Below are 18,305 nucleotides of genomic sequence, written 5' to 3'. Positions count from 1 at the left end.
AAGGCCGGTGGGAGAAACGGCGGCAAGGTCAGGGCCCTGGTCGCGGCGGGACGCGCGGGCCTGGCAGCAGGTCTGACGGCGGGTCTGGTGGCGTGCGCGCTGGCGCTGTCCGCGGCAGCCCCGGCCGCCGCGGACGACGGGGTGAAACCCGCCGTGGCCCTCTCGCTCAAGGAAGCGGCCAAAGGCACGGAGATAGCCGTCACCGGCACGGGCTGGCGGCCCAAGACCATGGTGATGCTGCTGGTCTGCGGACAGAACATGATCGGCGGCACCAACAGCTGCGCCAACGCCGACGGCGTGGCCGTCTCGGTCGCCGACGACGGGCACTTCTCCGCCCAGGTCCCGGTGGTCGCCCCGCCCAAGCCCTGCCCCTGCGTGGTCAACGTGACCTCCGTCAACGGCGACCAGTCCACCGTCGGGGCCCCGCTGAAGATCACCGACCACCCGGTGGCCGACCTGCCCGCCGAGGGCGGCACGGCCCGGCTCGCCCTGCTCACCGGGGTCCAGCTCAAGGGCGAGGACGGGGTGCTGACCTGGTTCGGGGCCCCGCCCGGCCGGAAGTTCACGGTCACCGTCGGCAATCTCGGCTCCGCCGCGGTCAAGGACCCGGTCTTCCAGCTCGGCACCGCCCAGGGGGTGTTCGCGCCGACCTGGGAAGAGGTCCGCTGGAAGGGCACCATCCCGCCCGGGGGCAAGGCGGAGATCTCCCTCGACGCCACCCTGACGGCCGGCGCCCACGGCGACTACGCCCTCTCCCTCAAGTACGGGGAGACGGTCCTGGCCACGCAGCCCTGGGGCGTCGCCCGCCCGTACGGGGTGCTGCTGTTCTGGGGCCTGCTCCTCCTGGTGATCCCGGCCGGGATCTTCCGGATCGGCATGGCCGTCGTCGACAAGGTCCGCCCGCGGGAATCGGGCCGCCACCGCGGCCACCGCCCGCAGCCCGACCCGGCGGCGGCGGTGACCGCCCGGCTGCCGCGGATCCCGGCGGTACGGGGGCCCGCGCGAGGTCCCGTACGAGGACCGCTGGCCCGCTCCGCACCGGCGGCCGAACCCCCACAGACCACCACGGCGGTACTGCCGTGGTTCACCCCGGACAGCGCGCCGGGGACACCGGAAACAGAAACAACAGAAACATCCGCACCACAGACGTCCGCACCGTCTGAGAACAGTCCGACGACGAAGGGACCTCAGTGAATACCCAACGGAGGGCGAGCGCGGCCGCGGTCGCGCTGCTGCTCGGCGGCGCGGGCATCGCCATGGGGGCCACGCCCGCTCAGGCGGACGTGGTCGACGTGAAGTACGACTGCAAGACGCCGATCGGGGACAAGTCGGCGGTCTCGCCGATCGACATCAAGGCCGTGAAGGAGGGCAGCGGGTACAAGCTGACGATGTCCTTCCAGAAGGGCGTCTCCTCCAGCCCCATCGAGCTCGGCGCGGGCGCGATGACCCCGAGCGCGAAGATCGTCCTGGGCGGCGCGGAGACCGGCGCGGTCGACGTGACCGGCCCGGCCAACCCCGAACCCATCCCGGCCAACACCCCCATCAAGATCAGCGACCTGTCGGGCACGTACACGCCCAAGAAGTCCGGCAAGGTCACCTTCACGGCCGGCGTCCTGCTGATCAAGGCGATGGGGACGACCTCCACGTGCACCCCGGGCAACAGCCCGAAGCCGTCCCTGGAACTGGACGTCACGGTCGGCGGCCCCACTCAGCCCCCGACGAGCCCGCCGCCGAGCAGCAAGCCGCCGACGAGCGCGCCGCCGAGCAGCCAACCGCCGACGAGCGCGCCGCCGAGCAGCCAACCGCCCACCAGTCAGCCGCCCACCAGTCCCGCGCCCTCCCCGTCCCCGTCCGGCGGCGGCCAGAGCGACTTCCCGGGCCAGACCGTCGACGTCACCTTCGACTGCGGGGCCTTCATCCAGGGTGGCCCCCTGAAGGGCAAGGTGACGATCAACGCGAAGAAGAACGGCGGCAGCTACGACCTGACCGCCACGACCGCCAAGGGCGTGATGAACAGCCCCATGGACCTCCCGGCGGGGGCCCTCCAGCCCGCGATGGACATCAAGCTCGGCGGCGCCGACAGCGGCATCGTCAAGGTCAGCGGCCCGGGCAACCCCGAGGCGATCAAGGGCGGCGCGCCGGTCAGCCTCAGTGACATGAAGGGCACCTACAAGCCGGGCAAGACCGGCAAGACCACGCTGACCCCGGGCCAACTGACGATCAACGTGGTCATGGCCCCGGGTGCCAAGCCGATCGTGGTGCCCTGCGTCGCGACCAGCAGCGCGGTGTCGCTCACGCTCGACACCGCCGCCCAGCCGGGCGGCTCCGGCACCTCGGGCTCCGGCACCTCGGGCAGCACCTCCGGCAGCACCTCGGGCGGCCTCGCCCAGACCGGAGCCTCGGACGACGGCGGCATCAAGGCCCTGGCCCTGGTCGCCGGCACGGTCATGCTGCTCGGCGCGGCCGTCTTCACCTTCACCCCGTGGCGCCGCCTGCGCGGCCAGCGGTAACGGCACCCCGCAGGAACAGCAGCGGCCCGCAGAAACGGCAACGGCCCGGCACACCTCGCGGTGTGCCGGGCCGTTCGCCCTGTCGGGGGGTGCGTCAGTGCACGCCGCCCATGAGGGGCTGGACCTTCTTGCGGTACATGTAGATCGCGATACCGGCGAGGACCGCGAGCACGCCCTGGGTGGCGAACCAGCCCTGGGTGTCCGTCGGGGCGCCGAGCAGCTGGAGCAGCGCGATCGTGGAGTCACCGGCGGTGACCGCGAGGAAGAAGACACCCATCATCTGGGAGCCGTACTTCTGCGGCGCCAGCTTGGTGGTCAGCGACAGGCCGACCGGGGAGAGGGTGAGCTCGCCGACGGTCTGGATGAAGTAGACGCCGACCAGCCACATCGGGCTGACCTTCGTGTCACCGGTGGCCAGGCCCTGGGCGATCATCATGACGCCGAAGGAGACGCCGATCATGACCAGCGCGAAGGAGAACTTCGCGAGGGTGGTGGGCTCCTTGGAGCGACGGGCCAGCGCCACCCACAGCATCGCGAAGAGGGGCGCGAGCGCCATCACGAACAGCGGGTTGAGCGACTGGAACCAGCTCTCCGGGAAGTTGAAGCCGAACAGCGTGCTGTCCGTGCTGTCCTTCGCGAACAGGGCCAGCGTGGAGCCGGTCTGGTCGTAGATCGCCCAGAAGATCGCGGCGGCGGCGAAGAACCAGACGTACGCCGACATGCGCGAGCGCTCGACACCCGAGAGGTCCTTGTCGCGCTTGATGCGCAGGATCGCCCAGGCGGGCAGGACCAGACCGGCGATGGTCAGCGGCCACAGCGCGTAGTTGATCGTGAAGATGCCGGCCAGGCCGATGATCGCGTAGGCGGCGGCGGCGACGCCGAGCCAGATCAGGCCCTTCTTGAGGACGGAGGACTTCTCGGCGGCGCTCAGCGGGCTCGGAACCTGGTTCGAGACCGGGTTCAGGTGGCGGAAGCCGAAGAAGTAGAAGGCGAGGCCCAGGGCCATGCCGACACCGGCCATGGCGAAGCCGAGGTGCCAGTTGATCTCCTGGCCGACGTAGCCGATGGTCAGCGGCGCGACGAAGGCACCGAGGTTGATGCCCATGTAGAAGATCGTGAAGCCGCCGTCACGGCGGGGGTCGTTCTTGTCGGTGTACAGCTGGCCGACCATCGTGGAGATGTTGGCCTTGAGGACACCCGAACCGGCGGCGATGAGCGCCAGGCCGATGAAGAACGAGATGGACGAGGGCACCGCCAGCAGGAAGTGACCCGTCATGATCACGACGCCGGCGACGGCGACGGCCTTGCGGGCGCCCCACACGCGGTCACCGAGCCAGCCGCCCGGGAGGGCGAGGAGGTAGACCATCGCGTTGTAGACGGAGTAGATCGCGACCGCGGTCGCGTCGTTCATCCCGAGACCACCGTCGGCCACGTTGGTGGCCAGGAAGAGCACGAGGAGCGCGCGCATGCCGTAGAAGCTGTAGCGCTCCCACATCTCCGTCATGAAGAGGAAGGCGAGGCCGCTGGGGTGTCCGAGGAAGGTCTTCTCGGTCGAGGTACCGGCCGAGTCCTTCGTCAGGCTGGAAGCCATGGTCGATCCTTGCTTGCTCGGGACGCGCGGCTTCGTGAGCTCAACGGCGCCCGGGGAGGGGTGGCCGGTACCGGCAGCGGGTGTTCCGGACCCCACGCCCGGGGGTCTCGCTCCGCGGGGGCGAAGACGAAAGGAACATCCGTAACCGGGATCCACGCCCGTCGCGCTCCATCGCGCGAAGGGCCCGGCCCATAGGTCATTCACTGTCATCCGGCCCGGAACGGGCGTCCGACAACAATGCCTGCCCGATCAGGGCAGAAATAGAGACTTTCGGCTGGTTTTCGCTCGAAAGTCTCGTGGAGGTAGTGCATCAGGCGTCTCGACACCATACGACACGACAGTGCCGCATATGAAAGCACTTGAGATATGGATCACAGGTTGCAGTGGAACCAACTGGGTACATTCGAAGGCCGTTAGTAGTTCATGAGCCCAGATAGACAGGGGTCTGCAGGCAGGCCTCTTCTTTCCCCCGCCGCGGACTACCATCACCCACATGACGCGTGTACTGCTCGCCGAGGACGACGCATCCATCTCGGAACCCCTGGCCCGCGCCCTGCGCCGGGAAGGGTACGAGGTCGAGGTCCGGGAGGACGGCCCCACCGCCCTGGACGCGGGACTGCAGGGCGGCATCGATCTCGTCGTCCTGGACCTGGGCCTGCCGGGCATGGACGGTCTGGAGGTCGCCCGCCGGCTGCGCGCCGAGGGCCACGGCTTCCCGATCCTGGTCCTGACCGCCCGCGCCGACGAGGTCGACACGGTCGTGGGCCTGGACGCCGGCGCCGACGACTACGTGACCAAACCCTTCCGGCTCGCCGAGCTGCTCGCCCGCGTCCGGGCCCTGCTGCGGCGCGGCGCCACCGAGGCCTCCCAGGCCCCCGCCACCCACGGGGTGCGCATCGACGTCGAATCGCACCGCGCGTGGATGGGTGAGGAGGAGCTCCAGCTCACGGCGAAGGAGTTCGACCTGCTGCGGGTCCTCGTCCGCGACGCCGGCCGGGTCGTCACCCGCGACCAGCTCATGCGCGAGGTCTGGGACACCACCTGGTGGTCCTCCACCAAGACCCTCGACATGCACATCTCCTGGCTGCGCAAGAAGCTCGGCGACGACGCGGCCAACCCCCGCTACATCGCCACGGTCCGTGGAGTCGGCTTCCGCTTCGAGAAGAGCTGAAACCGCCCCGCACCACCCCGACCACCCCGGACCGCACATCTAGGGCACCCTCGGAGCCATGCGCCGCCGTCTGATCAACTCCACGCTCGCCGTGGTGCTCGTCGTCATCGCCGTCTTCGGGGTCTCCCTCGTCATCGTCGAGACCCGCACCATCACCAGCAGCGCCCAGGACCGCATCGAGTCCGAGGCGCTGCGGCTGGTGGGCATCGTCGAGAGCGACGTCCTGGAGAAGAAGCCGGTCGACCCCGGCGCACTCGCCGAACAGCTCGACCCCGGCCGGTACGCCCGGATCACGATCCCGGGCCGGGAGCCCGTCGAGATCGGGACGCGGATCACCGACAGCGTCATCCGGGGCACCGCCCGCGGGGAGCAGGGCGAGACCGTGGTCGTCGAGGAGTCCCGCTCCACCGTGACCCGCGAGGTCGGCCGGACCCTGGCCGTGGTCGGCGCCGTCGCCCTGCTCGCCGTCGTGGCGGCCGTCCTGCTCGCCGTACGCCAGGCCAACCGGCTGGCCTCCCCGCTGACCGACCTCGCCGAGACGGCCGAGCGCCTCGGATCGGGCGACCCGCGCCCCCGCCACAAGCGGTACGGGGTCCCCGAGCTGGACCGGGTCGCGGACGTACTGGACTCCAGCGCCGAGCGGATCGGCCGCATGCTCACCGCCGAGCGGCGCCTGGCCGCGGACGCCTCGCACCAACTGCGCACCCCGCTCACCGCCCTGTCGATGCGGCTGGAGGAGATCACCGTCACCGACGACCTGGAGACCGTACGCGAGGAGGCGACGATCGCCCTCACCCAGGTGGAACGGCTCACGGACGTGGTCCAGCGGCTCCTGACGAACTCGAGGGACCCGCGCACGGGCTCCGCCGTCCCCTTCGACCTGGACGAGATCGTCAAACAGCAGCTGGAGGAGTGGCGACCCGCCTACCGCAGCGCCGGCCGGGCCGTCGTCCGCTCCGGGAAGACCGGCATCCGCGCCGTGGGCACCCCGGGCGCCGTCTCGCAGGTCCTGGCGACCCTGGTGGAGAACTCCCTCATGCACGGCGGCGGCACCGTGGCGCTGCGCACCCGTGTCATCGGCAACCAGGCCGTACTGGAGGTCACGGACGAGGGGCCGGGCGTCCCGCCGGACCTCGGCAACCGGATCTTCGAGCGGGCCATCAGCGGCCGCAACTCCACCGGCATCGGCCTCGCCGTGGCCCGGGACCTCGCGGAGGCCGACGGCGGCCGCCTGGAACTGCTCCAGACCCGGCCGCCGGTGTTCGCCCTGTTCCTCAGCCGGACCGCGCCCGAGCGCTCCGAACCGGAGCAGACGGTCCGCTGAGGAGACGTCCGTCGAGAGCAGCCGGAGGCGAGAAGCCTCAGTTTGCTGCGGTCTCCGGGGTCCGCGCCGGCGGGGCCGGTATGTCCGCCGGGACCTGCCCGTCACGCTGCTCGACGACCAGGGAGGCCGCGGCCGGCACGGGCAGGGCCTTGAAGACCCAGGTCCGGTAGGACCAGAAGCGGAACACGGTGGCGATGCCGATGCCGGTGAACTTGAAGAAGTTCGAGGCGAGCGGCCCGTCCCAGTGGAAGCCGTAGGTGGCCGTGAACAGGATGCCGTTCTCGATCACGAGCCCGATCGCGCTGAACGCGAGGAAGAGCACGAGCTCACGGGTGCGGCCCGCTCCGGTCCGGTCGGCCCGGTCCCGGTAGGCGAAGTAGCGGAAGCCCAGGTAGTTCGTGACGATGGCCACCAGGGTGGCTATCACGCTCGCGCGCACCACCTGGAGGTCGGTGACCTGCCTGATCAGGTTGAAGACACCCAGGTTGACCAGGACTCCCAGCCCGCCGACGGCCCCGAACCTGGCGATCTCGCGCGCGAGCCCGCGCACGCGATCGAGGACGGATCCGTTCTCCGGCTTGCTCATATGAGGCTCAGTCCTGTCTTCGGGGCCCCCGTATGAGGCGTCACACGTTTCCATCACACGTTTACCTGTGCGCGCCCATGCTAAGTGTCGCCCCATCGGTACGTCTGCGCCTTCGGACACCGTGCGACACACGGCACACCCGCCACCGGCGAGCACCGGGTACCGGCCAAGGGCGTCCCCATGCGGGTCCAGATGGCGGAATACCGCCGGATACCCTGGAGGAGTGACGTTCCCGGTAGTCGGCATGGTCGGCGGCGGACAGCTCGCCCGCATGACCCACGAGGCGGGTATCCCCCTCGGCATCAGATTCAAGATCCTCAGTGACACCCCACAGGACTCGGCGGCCCAGGTCGTGAGCGACGTCGTCATCGGCGACTATCGCGATCTGGAGACCCTGCGCGCCTTCGCGCGCGGCTGTGACGTGATCACCTTCGACCACGAGCACGTGCCCATCGCGCACCTGCGGGCCCTGGAAGCCGACGGCATCCCCGTCCGCCCGGGGCCCGACGCGCTGGTGCACGCCGCGGACAAGGGGGTGATGCGCGCCAAGCTCGACGAGATCGGCGCGCCCAGCCCCCGCCACCGGATCGTGAGCGATCCGGCGGACGCGGCGGCCTTCGCCGAAGAGGTCGGCGGGTTCCCCGTCATCCTCAAGACGGTGCGCGGCGGGTACGACGGAAAGGGCGTGTGGTTCGTCCGTACGCAGGCGGACGCCGAGGCCCCGTTCAAGGCGGGCGTCCCGGTCCTGGCCGAGGAGAAGGTGGACTACGTCCGCGAGCTCGCGGCCAACATCGTCCGCTCCCCGCACGGCCAGGCCGTGTCCTACCCCGTCGTGGAGTCGATCCAGGTGGACGGGGTCTGCGACACGGTCATCGCGCCCGCCCCGAACCTCTCGGAGGCCCTGGCCGGCGAGGCGCAGGCCCTGGCCCTGCGCATCGCCAAGGAACTCGACGTGACCGGCCACCTGGCCGTGGAGCTCTTCGAGACCACCGACGGCCGGATCCTGGTCAACGAGCTGGCGATGCGCCCGCACAACAGCGGCCACTGGACCCAGGACGGTGCCATCACCTCCCAGTTCGCCAACCACGTGCGGGCCGTCCTGGACCTCCCCCTCGGCGACCCGCGCCCCCGCGCCCGCTGGACGGTCATGGCGAACGTGCTCGGCGGGGACTACCCCGACATGTACGGGGCGTACCTCCACTGCATGGCCCACGACCCCCAGCTGAAGATCCACATGTACGGCAAGGACGTGAAACACGGCCGCAAGGTCGGCCACGTCAACACCTACGGCGACGACCTGGACGATGTGCTGGAGCGAGCACGTCACGCAGCCGGCTATCTCAGAGGATCCATCACCGAATGAGCACCTCCGCAGCAGCTCCCGTCATCGGCATCGTCATGGGCTCGGACTCCGACTGGCCCGTCATGGAGGCGGCCGCCCAGGCACTCGACGAGTTCGAGATCCCCTACGAGGTGGACGTGGTCTCCGCCCACCGGATGCCGCGCGAGATGATCGCGTACGGGGAGCGGGCCGACGGGCGCGGCCTCAAGGCGATCATCGCGGGCGCGGGCGGCGCCGCCCACCTGCCCGGCATGCTCGCCTCCGTCACCCCGCTGCCCGTCATCGGCGTTCCGGTCCCGTTGAAGTACCTCGACGGCATGGACTCCCTGATGTCGATCGTCCAGATGCCGGCCGGGATCCCCGTCGCCACCGTCTCGATCGCCGGTGCCCGCAACGCCGGTCTGCTCGCCGTACGGATGCTGGCCGCGCACGACCCGGAGCTGCGGGCCCGCATGAACGACTTCCTCCAGGACCTGAACGACCAGGCCACGGAGAAGGGCAAGCGGCTGCGCAGCAAGGTCGCGGGCCAGGAGTCGTTCGGATTCGGCAAGTGAGCACGGCGGGCACGGCGGGCACGGCGGGCGGGACGGGCGCCGTCCGGCACCTGGACGCGGCGCGCGAACTGCTCGCCGAGCACCCGGTCGTCGACGGACACAACGACCTGCCCTGGGCCCTGCGCGAGACCGTGCGCTACGACCTGGACCGGCGCGACATCGGCCGCGACCAGAAGGGCCACCTGCACACCGACATCCCCCGGCTGCGCGCCGGCGGGGTCGGCGCGCAGTTCTGGTCGGTCTACGTGCGCTCCGACTACGCGGGGGACGACGCGGTCAGCGCCACCCTGGAGCAGATCGACGTCGTCGCCCAGCTGATCGACCGTTACCCGCGCGATCTGGTGCGGGCGCTGACGGCCGACGACATGGAGGCGGCGCGCGCCGAGGGCCGGATCGCCTCGCTGATGGGCGCCGAGGGCGGGCACTCCATCAACAATTCGCTCGCCACCCTGCGCGCCCTGCACCAGCTCGGCGTGCGGTACATGACGCTCACCCACAACGACACCATCGACTGGGCGGATTCGGCGACCGACGAGCCCCGGCACGGGGGCCTCAACGAGTTCGGCCGCGAGGTCGTCCGCGAGATGAACCGGATCGGCATGCTCGTCGACCTCTCGCACGTCGCCGCGACCACGATGCGCGACGCGCTCGCGGTCACGGCCGCGCCGGTGGTGTTCTCGCACTCCTCGGCGCGGGCGGTCTGCGACCACGTACGCAACATCCCCGACGACGTGCTGGCGCTGCTGCCGGCCAACGGCGGGGTCGCGATGGCCACCTTCGTGCCCAAGTTCATCCTGCCGGCGGCCGTCGAGTGGACGCTGGCCGCCGACGAGAACCTGCGCGCGCACGGCCACCACCACCTCGACACCACCCCGGCGGCGATGGCCCTGCACCGGGCCTTCGAGGAGGCGCGCCCGCGCCCGGTGGCCACGGCCGCCACGGTCGCCGACCACCTCGACCACATGCGCGAGGTCGCCGGCGTCGACCACATCGGCATCGGCGGGGACTACGACGGCACGGCCTTCACCCCGGCCGGGCTGGACGACGTGGCCGGGTACCCCAACCTGGTCGCCGAGCTGCTGGCACGCCGCTGGTCCAAGGCCGACCTGGCCAAGCTGACCTGGTCGAACGCGGTACGGACGCTGCGCGACGCCGAAGCGGTGGCGCGCGAGCAGTCGGCCTCCCGGGGGCCGTCCAACGCGGTGCTCCCGGTGTGAGGTCGAGGAGCCCCGCCCCTTCCTGACCGGCCCCGCCCGGCGGATCCGGTGCGCGGGCTGTGACCAGCGAACACCTGCTGGTTACACCCGAACGCCACATCCGCCGGGCGCCTCCGGCGTCCCACATGTCACGGTGGCAACATCTTTCCTGCTTCTCTCCCGCTGCTTTTCGCAACGACACAGCCGCCGAGACCGGAGCGCACGCCATGGCCGACCTGCAGGACGAACCGAACACGAACCCGGTGACCCCCGTGGGCCCCGGCTCCCTAGGAGTCGAGGATCCCACCGGCACATTGCTCCCGGGCGCCCTGGACCGGGCCGCCGCACTGCTTTGCGTCCATCCCGTCGCGGATGGCTGCAACACCCTCGTCTGGACCCTTCGGACCAGTCCGTACCACGACATCGACACCTCGGACACGGGCGTCGACACCGACATCCCGCGGCTGCGCGCCGGGGGAGTGGGTGCCCAGTTCTGGTCGCTGCTCATGCCGCGCGAGGCCGGGGCCACCGACCAGGTGGTGTCCGACACCCTCGAACAGATCGACGCGGCGCTGGCCCTGATGCGCCGCTACCCCGACAGCCTCACCCTCGCGCTGACCGCCGACGACCTGGCGGACGCCCGCAACCGGGGCCGCATCGCCTCCCTCCTCGGCCCCGTCCCCGGCCGCACCCTGACGGACTCGCTGGGCACGCTGCGCGCCTTCCACGCGCTGGGCGTACGGATCCTCGCGCCGGCCGGGGCCCCCTGGGCGATGGAGGGACTGACCGCCTTCGGCCACGAGGTGGTCAAGGAGATGAACCGGCTGGCGATGCTGGTGGACCTCAAGGGCTGCACGCCGGCGGCGGCCTGCCAGCTCGCCGCGGCCTCCAAGGCGCCGGTGATCATCTCGCACACCGGGGCGACCGCCCTCAATGCGCACCCGGACAACGCGACCGACGAGGTGCTGCTCGCGCTGCGCGCGGCGAACGGCCTGGCGATGGTCAGCTTCGACACCGCGCTGACCGGGGACTCCCTGCACGCGGTCGCGGACCACGTGGACCACGTACGAGCCGTCGCGGGCGTCCACTGCGTGGGCCTGGGCGCCGGCTTCGGCGCCGAGCCGGGAGTCCCGCGGCCGGCCGGCCTGACGGACCCCTCGGGCTATCCGCGGCTGATCGCGGAACTGATGGAGCGGGGCTGGCCGGAGACCGACTTGGCGCTGCTGACCTGGGGGAACGCCCAGCGGGTGGTGCGCGACGCGGAGTTCACGGGCCGCGCGGCGCAGCACCGTAGGGCAGCGTCCTGAACGGGAGTCAGACGCGCGCCGGCACTTCGGAGCCGGCCTTGGGCGCCGGGGCCGTCGCGGTCCCGGCGTCCTTCCCGTTCCCGGTGTCGGGTACGGGGCTCACGCTCGCCCGCCACAGGCGCAGGCAGGACCAGACGGCGGCCCAGCCCAGGAGGCCGTTGCGGAGCACCAGGAGGAACGTGCCGAAGCCGGTGCCCGGGAGGATCTCCGAGCCGTAGGTCAGCGGGTAGATCATCGTGCTGAGCGCAGTGGAGGCCACGATCAGCCAGGCCACCGGCCGCTGCGTGGTGTGCTTGCAGGTCAGGCAGACGGCCGCGAGGCCGACCAGCCAGATCAGGTACTGCGGGCTGAGCACGCGGCTGGTGATGGTGAAGACGAGGATGGCGCACAGCGCGGCGTCCAGCGGGGTCGCGGTCGTCCAGCGCCGGGCCTTCACCCGCCACAGCAGCAGCCAGGCGAACCCGACGACCGTGAGGCCGACGGAAAGCAGGGCGACGCTGGAGACGTACGGGCCGAGGTACTCGTAGGCGCCGTAGCGGACTTCGACCTTCCCGGACCAGGCGCCGACGAGCTTGCCGAGCATCAGGGCGGAGCCGCCGAGGGACTCGACCTGGATGCCGCGGTTGCCCTGGTTGCCCAGGAAGCCGAGGGTGTCGCGGAAGAACAGCGCGAGCACGGCGAGCAGGACGGCCCCGGCCGCGACGGCCGACAGGACGGCGTCGCGGGTGGTGCGACCGCGCGGGGTGCCGATCAGCGTGAGCAGCGGCCAGACCTTGACCAGGGCGCCGACTCCGGCGAGGACGCCGCCGAGCTTGCGGCGGAAGCGCAGGCACAGCAGCGAGCCGACGGCGAGCAGGGTGACCTGGAGGTCGTAGCGGCCGAAGGGCAGCGACAGCAGCAGCGGCAGCGTGGTCAGCCACAGCACGGCGCCGGCCAGGCTGCCGTCGGCGCGGCGGGCGGCGCGGACCAGGCCGATGGCGATCAGCGCGTCGCAGATGACGGTCAGGGCGACGAAGGCCTGGAAGTAGCTGAGGAAGGGGAGCAGGTCGGGCGACAGGAAGATCGCCGCCGCGGCCGGCGGGTACTGCCACATGACGTCGTCGTGCGGCATGGTCCCCGTGACGAGGACGTCGTACCAGTTGTTGTAGGTCTGGGTGATCTCCACGCGCACCGAAGAGGTGCCGTGCAGGTTCACGACGAGGAGGACCACCATCAGCGTCCGGGTGGCCAGCCAGAAGCCCGCCATGGCCAGGCGGCCGGCGCGCCCCCGGAGTGCGGAGTCGATGGTCGTGCTCGTACTGGTCATCGGCCGTGAGTCTAGCGATCGCTTGTGCGCGGTCCCGGCTGCTCTGGCCAACGATCAGGTGACGAGATGTGAAACCACGCATTCCGCAACGAAGCGGATCAAGGGCTGCCGGGGGGCGGGGCGGAGGGTCGCGGTTCGGCGGTCGCGGGTCGCGCGTCAGGCGCGGGGGCGGCCCATCGCGCGGTAGGTCCAGCCGGCGGCGCGCCACCGGTCGGGGTCGAGGGCGTTGCGGCCGTCGAGGACGAGCCGGTCGGTGACGACCTCGCCCAGGGCGGCGGGATCCAGGTCGCGGAACTCCCGCCACTCGGTGAGGTGCAGGACGACTTCGGCGCCGCGGGCGGCGTCCAGGGCGGTGTCGGCGTACCCGAGGGTGGGGAAGACGCGGCGGGCGTTGTCCATGCCCTTGGGGTCGTAGACGGTGACCTGGCCGCCCTGGAGGTGGATCTGGCCGGCCACGTTCAGCGCGGGGGAGTCGCGGACGTCGTCGGAGTCCGGCTTGAAGGTGGCGCCCAGGACGGCGACGCGCTTGCCGAGGAAGGAACCGCCGACGGCATCGCGGGCCAGCTCGACCATGTGGCCGCGGCGGCGCATGTTGATGGAGTCGACCTCGCGCAGGAAGGTCAGGGCCTGGTCGGCGCCGAGCTCGCCGGCCCTCGCCATGAACGCGCGGATGTCCTTGGGCAGGCAGCCCCCGCCGAAACCGATGCCGGCGCGCAGGAACTTCTTGCCGATGCGGTCGTCGTGTCCGATGGCCTCGGCCAGCTTCGCCACGTCTCCGCCGGCGGCCTCGCAGACCTCGGCCATGGCGTTGATGAAGGAGATCTTCGTGGCGAGGAAGGAGTTGGCGGCGGTCTTGACGAGCTCGGCGGTGGGGAAGTCGGTGACGACCAGCGGCGTGCCCTCGCCCATGGGGGTCGCGTAGACCTCCCGCAGGACCTTCTCGGCGCGTTCGCCGTCGACCCCGATGACGATCCGGTCCGGGTGCAGGGTGTCCTGGACGGCGAAGCCCTCGCGCAGGAACTCCGGGTTCCAGGCGAGCTCGATCTCCTCGCCGGCCGGGGCGAGGTCGGCCAGCTTCGCGGCGAGGCGCTCGGCGGAGCCGACGGGCACGGTGGACTTGCCGACGACCAGGGCGGGCCGGGTCAGGTGCGGGGCGAGCGATTCCACGGCGGAGTCGACGTAACTCATGTCGCAGGCGTACTCGCCGTGCTTCTGCGGGGTGTTCACGCAGACGAAGTGGACGTCGCCGAAGGCGCCGACCTCCTCCCAGGAGGTGGTGAAGCGCAGCCGGCCCGTTGAGCCCGGCAGTCCGGCCACGTGCGAGGCCAGCAGTTCCTCCAGCCCCGGCTCGTACATGGGCACGCGCCCGTCGGCCAGCATGGCGATCTTCTCCGGCACCACGTCCAGTCCGAGCACCTCGAACCCCAGCTCGGCCATTGCCGCGGCGTGCGTGGCGCCGAGGTATCCGGTGCCGATCACAGTGATCTTGAGGGGGGCCATGAGTGCTCCTGGAGGTGCGGGGCCGTTCGCGGCAACCGAGCATAGTCGGGCCGGTGGCCGGGGATGCATTCCGGAGTCCGTCACCGGGCAGCCGCCCCGCGGTCACCCCGTCGGCGCCTGCCCGACGCGTGCCCGGCGCCCGCACCGGCCCCGCTGTCACGCAACTCACGTGCGACGGCCGTGTCGCGGTCGGCGGCCGGACACTAAGCTGGGCTACTTAACGGTAGTTAACACCACGCACCACCTGGGGAGTGAGAGATCTTGGCGGGTTCTGCCGACTTCGACCTGTACCGCCCGGCCGAGGAGCACGACATGCTCCGCGAGTCCGTCCGCGCGCTCGCCGAGGCGAAGATCATGCCCTTCGCCGCCGCGGTCGACGAGGAGTCCCGCTTTCCGCAGGAGGCCCTGGACGCCCTCGTCGCCAGCGACCTGCACGCCGTCCACGTGCCCGAGACCTACGGCGGCGCGGGCGCCGACGCCCTCGCCACCGTGATCGTGATCGAGGAGGTGGCCCGCGTCTGCGCGTCCTCCTCCCTCATCCCGGCGGTCAACAAGCTCGGCTCGCTCCCGGTGATCCTCTCCGGTTCCGAGGAGCTCAAGGCCAAGTACCTCGGCCCGCTGGCCAAGGGCGACGCGATGTTCTCGTACGCCCTCTCCGAGCCCGACGCGGGCTCGGACGCCGCGGGCATGAAGACCCGCGCCGTGCGCGACGGGGACTTCTGGGTGCTCAACGGCGTCAAGCGCTGGATCACCAACGCCGGCGTCTCCGAGTACTACACGGTGATGGCCGTCACCGACCCTTCGATGCGCTCCAAGGGCATCTCGGCCTTCGTCGTCGAGAAGTCCGACGAGGGCGTCTCCTTCGGCGCCCCGGAGAAGAAGCTCGGCATCAAGGGCTCCCCGACGCGCGAGGTCTACCTCGACAACGTCCGCATCCCCGCCGACCGCATGATCGGCGCCGAGGGCACCGGATTCGCCACCGCGATGAAGACCCTCGACCACACCCGCATCACCATCGCCGCCCAGGCGCTGGGCATCGCCCAGGGCGCCCTGGACTACGCCAAGGGCTACGTCCAGGAGCGCAAGCAGTTCGGCAAGCCGATCGGCGACTTCCAGGGCGTGCAGTTCATGCTCGCGGACATGGCCATGAAGATCGAGGCCGCCCGCCAGCTGACCTACTCGGCCGCGGCCCGCTCGGAGCGCGTCTCCGGCGGCGGCCCGCACGAGGACCTCACCTTCTTCGGCGCCGCGGCCAAGTGCTTCGCCTCCGACGTGGCCATGGAGGTCACCACGGACGCGGTCCAGCTCCTCGGCGGCTACGGCTACACCCGGGACTACCCGGTGGAGCGCATGATGCGCGACGCGAAGATCACCCAGATCTACGAGGGCACGAACCAGGTCCAGCGCATCGTCATGGCCCGCAACCTGCCGTAACGCACCGCTGACCTGCACGAACACGCGCCCCCCGGCATATGCCCGGGGGTGCCGCGTGGGCCCCGCACGGCGTGGCTAGGCTGTGCGCCCGGCCGGTTCTCGGTACGGGATTCTGTGCGGGGCTCTGGGCAGGGAACAAACGTGTTCGAAGAACGTGACATAGCGGGACTGCTCAAGCAGATCGCCCGGCAGGACGTCATCGAGATCGGTGCCGAGGGCGCCACCGGGGCCGCGCGGGGGGCCGCCCTGGCCCACATCGCCGAGAGCTACGGCTTCGAGTACTACGAGACGCTGCGCACCGGGCACAAGAAGGCGTGCGTCCTGGTCCGGATGTACCGCGACCCGCGCCCCGAGGCCCGGGCCCGCGAGGCGGCCACCATCGCCGCCCACCCGCAGGCGGGCAACGGCGGGACGGTGCCGGGGATGCGGCAGGGCTCGCTCAAGCCCCTGCCCGAAGCGGCCGAGGCCGTCGCCCGGATGAAGGACCGGATCCTCTTCGACACCATGGCCGCCGCGGCGGACAAGCGCCAGCAGATGACCGCGTACGGATCCTGCGCGTTCCTCGTCCTCTTGATGCTGGTCGTCGGAGAGCCGGTCCTCGCGCTGGTCGTCGGCGGCGCCCTCACCGCCTTCCTGGTCGGCGCCTTCCGGTTCGGCGCGGTCCGCCGGACCCGGATCGCACAGCGGCTGCAGGACGCCGGGTACTTCCACGTACGGGACGAACAGGGAACGCAACGCTTCCTGCGCCCCGGCCAGCAGCTGCCCGGCCACGCCAACCCCTTCGCCTCCTGACCGCCCTGAGCAGCGCCCCAGACGGCCGCACACATCGCGCACCGGCCCCCGAGGACGTACGTCCCCTTCGCGGGAACCGTCCCGGGGCATGGCCGATCTCTGCATCGGCGGCCCGCTGAAACCGGCCGTGTCACGACCCCCGGCATTCCGCCGGGGGTCGTTGGCGTGCTCGGTCAGGGTTGCTGATGCGGGGCTACGGACGGGCCAGGATGTCGCTGACGCGGTGGGCGTAGACCACCCGGCCGCAGGGGGAGCCCGTGTCGGTGCAGCCGGGGGCCGTGGGGTCCGCGCGGTGCTCGGTCAGCGACCAGAGGTACTGGGTGCCCGTCCCCGCGGGGAGGACGCTCTGGGCGTGCTCGAAGGACAGGTCCTCGGGCCCGACCGCGTTGGTGATGTTGGCGCCGTAGTCCACTAGGCGCCCGCCGGAGACGTTGGCCCGCCGCAGGCTGCCGCTGTTGTCGAGCCAGCTGCGGTTGAAGTAGTACATGCCGTTGTAGCGGGCCGCGCCCTGGGTGAGGTCGCGCGGCAGGTAGTACGCGCTCGTCGCGCCGACCACGCCGTTGGTCGCCTTCAGGAGTCCGGTGACGTCGTCGATGGGGAGTGCCCCGACCCGCCCCTTCTCGGGGTGCGTGGGGTCGGAATCGCAGTACTCGCCCATGATCAGCGCCGGAGCGGCGGTGTCGCTGCGGTCGATCGAGATGTAGGACGCCTTGGGGGCTCCGGTCGCGACGCAGGTCCCGGCGGACGAGTTGCCCTGGGCGCTGACGAACTTGTACGAGGCCACCTGCGGCATCACGTAGCGGTACGTGTGGGCGTAGTAGACGTTGTCCTGTCGGCCGATCTTGGTTTCGTCCCTGACGTTGCTCTTCAGGCCGTCGAGCGTGGTGTCGTCCACCGAGGCGTCCTGGTCCGGGTTGAGGTCCAGGATGGATCGCATGTCGAAGACCCGCAGGCCGTTCATGGTGTCCGTGACGTACAGGTAGTACTTGTACCAGGCGATGCCGCCGGCGTGGACGTTGATCGCCTTGTAGGAGATGTGGCCGTACGTGTTGTAGTACGGCTCGACCAGGAGGACGTGACGGTACCGCCGACCATCGGGGTCGCCCGGTACCGCGGTCTCCGGGTCGAGGAAGGACAGCCGCACGCCCTTGTCGGCCGTGTCGTACCAAGCGGTGACCAACGGCTTCCGGGTACCCCAGAGTTCGTCGGCCTGGGCATCCGAAACGCCGGTGATGCCCTGCGGTATCCATTCCCGGGTGTCCGAGTCGCCGGGGTCCCAGCAGAACTTCTTGGCGGGCGCCAGCACGTTGTCGTTGTCGCCGGTGCCGAAGGGGTCCGTGGTGCAGGAAGTGCCCGTCTTCGCAATCCGGTTGCCCTGGTCGAGCAGGTCCTGGACGCCCTGTGCCGGCAGGGCCGCCTTCAGGTCGGCCACGTGCCCGCTCAGGTCCGGTCCGGACTTGAGGTTGAAGGAGGACGCGGTCGCCGGGTCGCCGGGAGCCGCCTGCGCGGGGGCGCCGAGTGCGGGGATCGAGAGCACTGCCGTGGCGAGCACGGTGGCGATCCGACAGGCACGCCGGAAGAGGGGTGTACGAGATGGAGTATGAGATGTCGTCATTTCTGACCCTTACTCACGGGGGAGGGGGAAACCCGTGATCATCTCAATGCGCCTGCCGTCGCGTCCAGGGCGGTGGG

General features: G+C 70.8%; 15 protein-coding genes. 10 read left to right on the top strand and 5 right to left on the bottom strand.

Annotated elements, in window-relative coordinates; all coding sequences use genetic code 11:
* Positions 1 to 84 precede the first annotated feature (84 nt).
* Both AC3IYI_RS15720 and AC3IYI_RS15715 read left to right on the top strand, forming a co-directional pair.
* On the top strand, positions 85 to 1,194 hold the full coding sequence (locus AC3IYI_RS15720; RefSeq protein WP_489411545.1) for a neocarzinostatin apoprotein domain-containing protein: 1,110 nt from the start codon (positions 85 to 87) through the stop codon (positions 1,192 to 1,194).
* Positions 1,191 to 2,510, top strand: coding sequence for a hypothetical protein (locus tag AC3IYI_RS15715; RefSeq protein ID WP_489410762.1), 1,320 nt, complete (start codon positions 1,191 to 1,193; stop codon positions 2,508 to 2,510). The genes AC3IYI_RS15720 and AC3IYI_RS15715 overlap by 4 nt, the downstream gene beginning before the upstream one ends.
* Before the next feature lie 94 nt (positions 2,511 to 2,604).
* On the opposite strand, the gene AC3IYI_RS15710 is transcribed toward AC3IYI_RS15715, so the two are convergent.
* Complete coding sequence (locus AC3IYI_RS15710) at positions 2,605 to 4,101, bottom strand: peptide MFS transporter (protein WP_489410761.1); 1,497 nt, start codon at positions 4,099 to 4,101, stop codon at positions 2,605 to 2,607.
* A 493-nt stretch (positions 4,102 to 4,594) separates the two neighbouring features.
* On the opposite strand from AC3IYI_RS15710, the gene AC3IYI_RS15705 reads away from it, so the two are divergent.
* Positions 4,595 to 5,272 carry a response regulator transcription factor gene (locus AC3IYI_RS15705; RefSeq protein WP_243335168.1) on the top strand — a complete coding sequence of 226 codons (678 nt, stop codon included), beginning with the start codon at positions 4,595 to 4,597 and terminating at the stop codon, positions 5,270 to 5,272.
* Positions 5,273 to 5,330: 58 nt separating this feature from the next.
* Positions 5,331 to 6,596 carry an ATP-binding protein gene (locus tag AC3IYI_RS15700; RefSeq protein WP_489410760.1) on the top strand — a complete coding sequence of 422 codons (1,266 nt, stop codon included), beginning with the start codon at positions 5,331 to 5,333 and terminating at the stop codon, positions 6,594 to 6,596.
* Between the two features lie 37 nt (positions 6,597 to 6,633).
* Here AC3IYI_RS15700 and AC3IYI_RS15695 read toward each other — a convergent pair whose 3' ends face one another.
* The gene (locus AC3IYI_RS15695) at positions 6,634 to 7,182 is read right to left on the bottom strand and encodes a GtrA family protein (RefSeq protein ID WP_489410759.1); all 549 of its coding nucleotides are present in this window, start codon (positions 7,180 to 7,182) and stop codon (positions 6,634 to 6,636) included.
* A 223-nt stretch (positions 7,183 to 7,405) separates the two neighbouring features.
* Here AC3IYI_RS15695 and AC3IYI_RS15690 point away from each other — a divergent pair, with 223 nt between their 5' ends.
* The 4 genes from AC3IYI_RS15690 (at position 7,406) to AC3IYI_RS15675 (ending at position 11,581) form a co-directional block, all read left to right on the top strand.
* A complete protein-coding gene (locus AC3IYI_RS15690; protein WP_489410758.1) occupies positions 7,406 to 8,545 on the top strand; it encodes a 5-(carboxyamino)imidazole ribonucleotide synthase in 1,140 nt (379 codons plus the stop codon).
* On the top strand, positions 8,542 to 9,078 hold the full coding sequence (gene purE / locus AC3IYI_RS15685; protein WP_351376099.1) for a 5-(carboxyamino)imidazole ribonucleotide mutase: 537 nt from the start codon (positions 8,542 to 8,544) through the stop codon (positions 9,076 to 9,078). Before AC3IYI_RS15690 ends, purE begins: the two co-directional genes overlap by 4 nt.
* Positions 9,075 to 10,295 carry a dipeptidase gene (locus AC3IYI_RS15680; RefSeq protein WP_489410757.1) on the top strand — a complete coding sequence of 407 codons (1,221 nt, stop codon included), beginning with the start codon at positions 9,075 to 9,077 and terminating at the stop codon, positions 10,293 to 10,295. The genes purE and AC3IYI_RS15680 overlap by 4 nt, the downstream gene beginning before the upstream one ends.
* Positions 10,296 to 10,501: 206 nt before the next feature.
* Positions 10,502 to 11,581, top strand: a complete 1,080-nt coding sequence (locus tag AC3IYI_RS15675) for a membrane dipeptidase (protein WP_489410756.1) — start codon at positions 10,502 to 10,504, stop codon at positions 11,579 to 11,581.
* 7 nt (positions 11,582 to 11,588) lie between these two features.
* On the opposite strand, the gene AC3IYI_RS15670 is transcribed toward AC3IYI_RS15675, so the two are convergent.
* Together AC3IYI_RS15670 and AC3IYI_RS15665 are read right to left on the bottom strand one after the other, a co-directional pair.
* Positions 11,589 to 12,887, bottom strand: coding sequence for a glycosyltransferase 87 family protein (locus AC3IYI_RS15670; protein ID WP_489410755.1), 1,299 nt, complete (start codon positions 12,885 to 12,887; stop codon positions 11,589 to 11,591).
* A 156-nt stretch (positions 12,888 to 13,043) separates the two neighbouring features.
* Entirely contained in the window at positions 13,044 to 14,387 is a 1,344-nt protein-coding gene (locus AC3IYI_RS15665; RefSeq protein WP_489410754.1) for a UDP-glucose dehydrogenase family protein, read from the bottom strand.
* Positions 14,388 to 14,648: 261 nt separating this feature from the next.
* Between AC3IYI_RS15665 and AC3IYI_RS15660 the strand changes: the two genes are divergently transcribed.
* Positions 14,649 to 15,821 (top strand): acyl-CoA dehydrogenase family protein, encoded by a 1,173-nt coding sequence (locus AC3IYI_RS15660; RefSeq protein ID WP_489410753.1) that lies wholly within the window; start codon positions 14,649 to 14,651, stop codon positions 15,819 to 15,821.
* A gap of 141 nt (positions 15,822 to 15,962) precedes the next feature.
* Complete coding sequence (locus AC3IYI_RS15655; RefSeq protein WP_489410752.1) at positions 15,963 to 16,613, top strand: hypothetical protein; 651 nt, start codon at positions 15,963 to 15,965, stop codon at positions 16,611 to 16,613.
* A 193-nt stretch (positions 16,614 to 16,806) separates the two neighbouring features.
* Here the strand turns inward: AC3IYI_RS15655 and AC3IYI_RS15650 are convergent, their stop codons facing one another.
* Entirely contained in the window at positions 16,807 to 18,165 is a 1,359-nt protein-coding gene (locus AC3IYI_RS15650; protein ID WP_489410751.1) for a hypothetical protein, read from the bottom strand.
* Positions 18,166 to 18,305 lie beyond the last annotated feature (140 nt).

It is taken from the genome of Streptomyces sp. GL_148, from assembly GCF_057834205.1.
This window is presented reverse-complemented; position numbering and strand designations above follow the sequence as displayed.